The 6,843-nt window shown below is 40.6% G+C and carries 4 protein-coding genes; all 4 read right to left on the bottom strand.

Annotation, left to right across the window (positions count from 1 at the left end; genetic code table 11):
* The coding region (locus M23134_RS24650) for a hypothetical protein (protein WP_002700694.1) at positions 1-341 on the bottom strand (341 nt) is incomplete at its 3' end.
* 262 nt (positions 342-603) lie between these two features.
* A complete protein-coding gene (locus M23134_RS24645; protein WP_002700692.1) occupies positions 604-1,341 on the bottom strand; it encodes a sulfite exporter TauE/SafE family protein in 738 nt (245 codons plus the stop codon).
* Positions 1,338-2,441, bottom strand: a complete 1,104-nt coding sequence (locus M23134_RS24640; RefSeq protein WP_002700682.1) for a DUF2252 family protein — start codon at positions 2,439-2,441, stop codon at positions 1,338-1,340. Before M23134_RS24640 ends, M23134_RS24645 begins: the two co-directional genes overlap by 4 nt.
* Before the next feature lie 406 nt (positions 2,442-2,847).
* Entirely contained in the window at positions 2,848-6,381 is a 3,534-nt protein-coding gene (locus M23134_RS24635; RefSeq protein ID WP_045114264.1) for a DEAD/DEAH box helicase, read from the bottom strand.
* Between the last annotated feature and the right edge of the window lie 462 nt (positions 6,382-6,843).

The raw sequence follows: 6,843 nt of genomic DNA, 5'->3' as shown, positions 1-6,843 counted from the left end.
GTATTCAAGTCTCTGCTTAACTGACTTTGCACATTATTTACAGTGTGGTTGGCAAACACCGAGCTGCTTACTACAGTCGCGATGTGCACCAAGCCATAATGTCTCATTGCAGGGTAATAGTTGTCAAGCACCCACTGTTGGGCAGCCGGTGAAGACCCTTGAAACCCCCTAAAATCATTCATAATTTTATTGATGCCCAGTGTTTTGAAATACTGCATTGTTTGTGTAAACAATTCTTTGATTCCCTCGGCACCCAAAAATGCATCGATTTTCAAGCGAATAAACCCTTCTGCTGGGTCAAAAGAGATAGTTGCTTGTTTCGATTGAAAGTGTACGTTCATAACAATAATTATGTTTTATGTAGTGTAGTGTGTTATATTGCATTATTCAAAGGCAAATGTATGCATAGTTATCAGCATAAAAAAAAGTGCCCTACATTTATTAGTGCACTCCCTTAAGGTTTTTTTTAATTTATTCCAGCTGATAACCTAACAAAAACAAATTGACTTTATATAAAAACATTTTAACTCACACATTCAAGAGTTATTCTGGTAAACATAAGGTGTATGATCAAAAACAAAGTAGGATATTTTACAGATACGTTTACAAAACCAAAGTGAGTATTACCTTCAGCATCATACTAAGCGCAATGCCCCCCAAAAGCAGGTTATTGAAGTGATTATATTTTTTATCACTTATTTTACCAATAATTTTTTTACCAATAAAAGTCCCAACAACTGCCATAAAACCCAACAAAAATAACGCAAAGGCAAAAGACGTAAAATCAAACTTCATAACGCTCGAAAACACGATAATTTTGCTAAGCTGAGTTAACGCCTGACAAACCGACTTGGTACCTACCATTGCTTCTTTGGTCACATTGTTGAACACAAAAAATGAGGCAATAAAAGGTCCCGTCACTGCCACTATCATTCCAAAAAAACTAGACACAAAACCCACCCCTATAAACACATTGAGGTGGATAGATTGGTGCTTTGGTTTGGGGATAAGCACAGTGGCAAGAATAAATGCCCCCACCAAAAACTCCAGCAACAAAGGATGAAAATAACCAAAAAACAGGCCTCCAAGGTAAGCACCTGGCACCAACAATAATACAAATCTCCATACAATATCCCAGCGAACTTCGCGAATGTATACTAACACCCGCGAAGTATTACCAATAAGTTGGACTCCACTGTGGATAGGAATGGCTTCTTTGATGCTTACTACCCAGGTAAGCACTGTAAACAGAATAGCCCCACCAGCAAGCCCAAACACTGAGCTAATCACTGACGCCACTACTGCTGTAAACATTAAAACAATTAAACCACCTGTACTCATCCAGCTTTGGTGGCATTGAGTTGTTGTACATACGCCTGGTACGCTTGCATCAACTCCATATTCATTTGATGCGCAATGTCTGTAAGCCTGGTATAGTCAGCCAACAAGTGCTTTTCCAGCTTCAGAGCCTCTACCCCACCTTGCAAAGACTTGCGGTGGGCACTGCCCAACTGGGTGGCTACCGAATAAGCCATGTCTATTTGCTCAGCACTGTTAAGATTGGCCTTCAGTTTGGCGTTTTTTGGCGGAATAGCCCTACCCCAATATTCCTGATTTTGGTAAGTTACATACCCCATGCGTTGCTCTACCCCAGGGGCATAAAGTTTAGACGCCTCTATCATACGTATGCCATGGTGATTGTAAGGGTTATAGTACCAGCGATTGTCAGGGTCTTGGTATACAGTTTTAATATCCAAAAATACACTCTCAGCTTCGGTGTTTTTCTGGGGCGACAACACCATCAAAAAACGCTGATTGCCAAATGTACCAGTAGCTTGCCCTGCCTCGGTCAGTTTGTGGGTGCCGAGCAGGTCTAGTTCGTTGCGGCTCTGTAGGTAACCTTGTAATAAAGCCTTTAGGTCTTTGTTATTGGTACGCACAGGATTATTTCGCATACGCTTTGCCCACTTAATGTTTGCCTTGAGGTACTCTTCTACGTTGTTGTGCCATACCGTAAATTTTGCCCGGTTGCTCGCCGTAGAAATAGGTTTATAAGGTAAATGAGGCGCATGAAAGCTGCGTAGGTATCCTTCTAAAAAGTATTCGAGCACTTCTTTAGATAAAAATTCATCGGTTACTTCTTTGCGCTTGACTGACACCGATGCCAAAAAACGCACAATGTCCCAAACATAAGGTCCTATGCGAGAGCGGTCAAAGTCTATCATGGCAGCTCCTTTGCCATTGATTGTGTAATTTTCGATGTGAGGGTTGCCGTGCAAAAATACTTGAGGCACGCCTTTGTGTGGGTACAACTGAGCAAAGCGCTCTTGCATTTTCATTGACATGTGACGAAAATAAAGAAAGAAGCCTCGGTTATTATCGAGATATTTCTTAGACAAATTGCTCGTTGTTTTTTCAGGTTTTTTTGAAAATATGTTCATAAGGGATCTTTTATTTTATATTAAATTCATAAAATATTAACACAAAGGTAACATTAAATATTTTAAAGTTAATTTAATTAACTAAAAATCACCCAAATTAAACAACAAAAAAAGAGGACAACACCCTTAATTAACCAAATAAAATATTATAAATAAAATTAAAACAGCATAATAAACTATTATAAAACCATAAGCAAAATAAAATCAAAAAACACAAACAGTACTAAAAAAGTATTACAGGACAAAAACAAGACACAAAGAGGATATTTATTAACATTAAGTTAATATTAGATACTATTTAGGACAAACAGCAGGGGAAGCAATTAACAGGGGGTATTCAAAAAAAAATCCCCCTTTGCAGGAGGACTTTCATCTTTATCTCTTACCAGAATAACTTTTACTGTTTCTATCCCTTCTCCAGGTCAAAAACTTCTTTTAACTCCTGATTACTCATGTCGCCTATCCAGTTTTCGCCCGTGCTCACTGTTAAGTCAGCCAATTCCTTCTTGGTTTGAATCATGGCGTTAATTTTTTCCTCAAATGTACCTTGGGTAATCATTCTATACACCATCACATTGTTTTGTTGCCCAATACGGTATGCCCGGTCAGTTGCCTGGTTTTCTACAGCAGGGTTCCACCACAAGTCGTAATGAATCACATTACTGGCTTTGGTCAGGTTGAGCCCAGTACCTCCAGCTTTGAGCGAAAGCAACATGGTTTTCACATGGGGCTTGTTTTGAAAATCTTCTACCATCTGGTCACGCTTCTTACGGCTTACTCCTCCGTGCAACCAAAGCGGGGTATTGTGGTAACGTTGCTCAAGTAAAGGCAGTAACAAATCACCCATTTCTCGGTATTGAGTAAAAATAAGCGTCTTTTCACCATTTTCGTAAATATTGTCCAGCAACGAAAGTAACAATTGGGTTTTGCCCGACTGACCAGGGTCAAGGTGAGCGTGCTTAAGGTAATGACTGGGGTGATTACAAATTTGCTTGAGGGCATTCATCAACTGAAAAATCAAACCTTTGCGGGTTTTGCCCTCTTCACCTTGTTTTCCATTCAATTCGCGCATGATCATGTCTACTACGTTTTGATAAAGCGCCGTTTGCTCCTTGGTCAAGCTACAAATCTGATCATTGGTGATCTTATCAGGCAAGTCACTGATAATGCTTTTGTCGGTTTTGATCCTACGCAAAATAAAAGGTGCGGTGACCTTCTTAAAGCGGTCTAAATGCGCTTGGCTTCGCTCTAGCTCAATAGGCTTGATAAACTCGTCTTTGAACTTGGTAAGCGCCCCCAGGTATCCTTTATTGGTAAAATCGAAAATACTCCAGTATTCCGACAAGCGGTTTTCTACCGGGGTACCGCTCATTGCTACCACCCTATCGGTTTTTATCTTTTTTATTGCCTTGGTTTGCTCAGTAGCATTGTTTTTAATGTTTTGGGCTTCGTCAATGGCCAAAAAAGCCCACTTGATCTTACTCAACACTTGTATGTCGCTACGGGCAATACCATAAGAGGTAATAATGATATCAGGCTGTTTTAAATCAAGTTGGCGGTTGGGTCCATGGTAAATCGCAGTTTGCAGACCAGGAGCGAACTTATTGATTTCTTTTTGCCAATTGCCCAGCAGAGTAGTAGGTACTATTACCAAGGCTTTTTTCTTGTTTAACTTACCCTCCTCTTTGAGTTTAAGCATCAGACTGATTACCTGTAGAGTTTTGCCCAAGCCCATGTCGTCAGCAAGCAAACTGCCAAAGCCCAATTGCGCATTTTTATAGAGCCATTCATAGCCCCTTTGCTGATAAGGGCGCAGGGTTGCTTTTAAGTCTTTGGGCGAAGCCACCGTATCAAAAGCTACCATTCCTCTGATCAACTCACGGGCTTTGTTATCTAAACCTACTTTAGCCCCCTTGTAGTCAGCGGCAAGTGCTGCCCTGAGCACCTCACTATCCGTTATTTTTGGTGGTTTATCCAGCTTTTTGAGCAAAGTCTCTACTTCTTTTTGGTCAAAAAGTACATATTCATCATTGAGTTTGACAATGCCTTTCAACTTGCGCACTACTTTTCTGAATTCGTCGGGCGACAAAAGCGTATCGCCCAAAGCCACCTGCCAATCGAAGGACAACATTTGCTTTAAGTCTACAAAACTTTTGCTTGCTCCCGAACTTCCTTCGGCTTGTACCCTGCCCGATAACTGAGGGCGTGCCAGGCGTTGCAGGGCTTTGGGCAACAACACTTGAATACTAAGCAACTGTAGGGCAGGCAAAGTGTACATAAAGATTTGCACAAAATCTTCGCTGCCTACCAATATACGGTAGTCGCCTTTTTCTTTGATGAGCTGCTTGATTGCAGGTAAATACTCTGCCAAAACCGCCAGGTCTTGAATAATACCCAAGCGAAGGTCTTTGTATTTTTTATAATGGAATAAGTCTTTGACACTGATGAGCTTATCCATTTGAGCACCTTGTTTTTGCACCCAAAAACTAAGCTCAAACATTTCGTCGTCTTCTATCTCTTCTACCTTTAACACCGGTAAATACTCTTTGTTGCTCAAGTAAAACTTCTGCAGCCATTTCTGAATCGCTTGGGCATTTTCTTTTTGGGTAAAGCCTTGCACAAACAAAGTACTGTGGTCAAAAAAACTTAAGAAAATCGTATCGTTGTATTGCTGTTTGTTATTATAGGTATAGTGCTCAGTCATGAAGTGATGCAAAAACACTCCTGTCAACATTTTTACCTGCTCTTCGGGCGTTACAAAATTTAATTTATCTTTCACGGTCACCGCAAGCATCTCTGGTGGCATCAGTTGTACCAAAATATCAAAAATAGCCGTCACTTCGTCTACCAACAAAGCAGGCACCCAACGAATGACATACAGGTTGGCTTCTATCTCAAGTAACTCAGGAATAAACGCCGAATTAGTGGCAAGGTAGGTGGTAAACTGATAAGTAAAATACAGGGCAACTACCGAAGGGTGGTGACGATGTAAGTGAGCAGGGTTCAATTCACGCACATGCCCTATTAGGCTCATGGTATTTCGTATAGGTGGTGCTTGCACTTGTTCATTTTCGGGCTTGAGCACTGCATAATGCAAGTCCAGCATACTGCCTAAAATAATACTGACTTCGCCGTGGTGGGCATCAAAAAAACTTTCTTCTACTTCGGGTAGTAGCTTTTGTTCTTTTTTCACTCCTTTTGCTACTTTGGTATATGCCTGTTCTAACAAACCCTTGAAGTCTTTCTCATGAAAAAACAATGGCTTGGCAGGCAACAACTGTAACAAGTTTTCTTTGCTGGGTGGTAAGGTCGAAAAATCAATTTTTTTGGTGAGGGCTAGTTGATAGCTGTAGTCCTGCGATTGGCTGGGGTCTGCCAGTAGCTTGCGCAAAGGGGTTACAGGCAGCTTAAAGTCTCCGTGCGAGGTAAACCCTCTTTTTTGTATTTCAGCCAACACATCGAGCCCATGCAACAAAAACACCATGAAAGGGTTTTTGTCTATCTCGTTGCCAATGATATAAATCACTGCCGCCAGGTGTTTGCAAGGCACCGCCCAATCGGGGCAAGAGCAAGAGCCTTGAATACTACGCCAACTATTAGGAAACAGTTGGATGCCTTTGTTATTCAAAATATCCAATAAGTCATGGGGGAGCTCCCGGTTGAGCAAAGATGACAAAATGAAGGGGTCTTCGGTAATAATATCCAGGATATCGTCTTTTTCGGCATCAGAAAATTCTTTGATCTCCAGCTTTTGCTTGTACGGGTAACGTTCGGATCCCTGTACTTTGGCAGTCACTACATTCTCTTTGATCTCTACATCCAGCACGGCCCCTTTGTTGGCATAGGTACGTCCTCTGGGCAAGCGGTTAGAAAAATCTATATTGTTCAAAGCATTGAGCCACTGTTGCCCCCACCAGGTATTGCCATATTTTTTTGCCATAACTTGCGTTGGTTTTACATTTTTGTAATAATTGGCAATATTCCTAAAAAACTTGTAATTAAACAAGGGAGTAATTGTCCAGAAATACACAAATAATGTACAAACTCCAGAAGAATTGTACAGCGATGTAAGGCAACAATGCCTCCCCTCCGATAGCTTAGCTAGCCTTACTCGCTACTTGCCTACTAAATTTAACCACAATATACCTAGTTGTTTTTACTGTTTTTTATACGTAAAAACACCTGTATTTACTTTGAACCCTCTATTTGACTTGTAGTTTACATAAATACTATATACTTTTGAATCAGTTAGTTATACAGAATAAATCCGCTATAAACAACCTCATAAAGCCTATCATAATTTAAATATTTGTTCTTAAATTAACTCAACATACCAGCACACACTACTTTCTAACACAAAGGTCAAACTACAACTGGCATTCACAATAATGCTCCTGCTTAT

Source organism: Microscilla marina ATCC 23134 (assembly GCF_000169175.1).
GTDB classification, from domain to species: domain Bacteria; phylum Bacteroidota; class Bacteroidia; order Cytophagales; family Microscillaceae; genus Microscilla; species Microscilla marina.
This window is presented reverse-complemented; position numbering and strand designations above follow the sequence as displayed.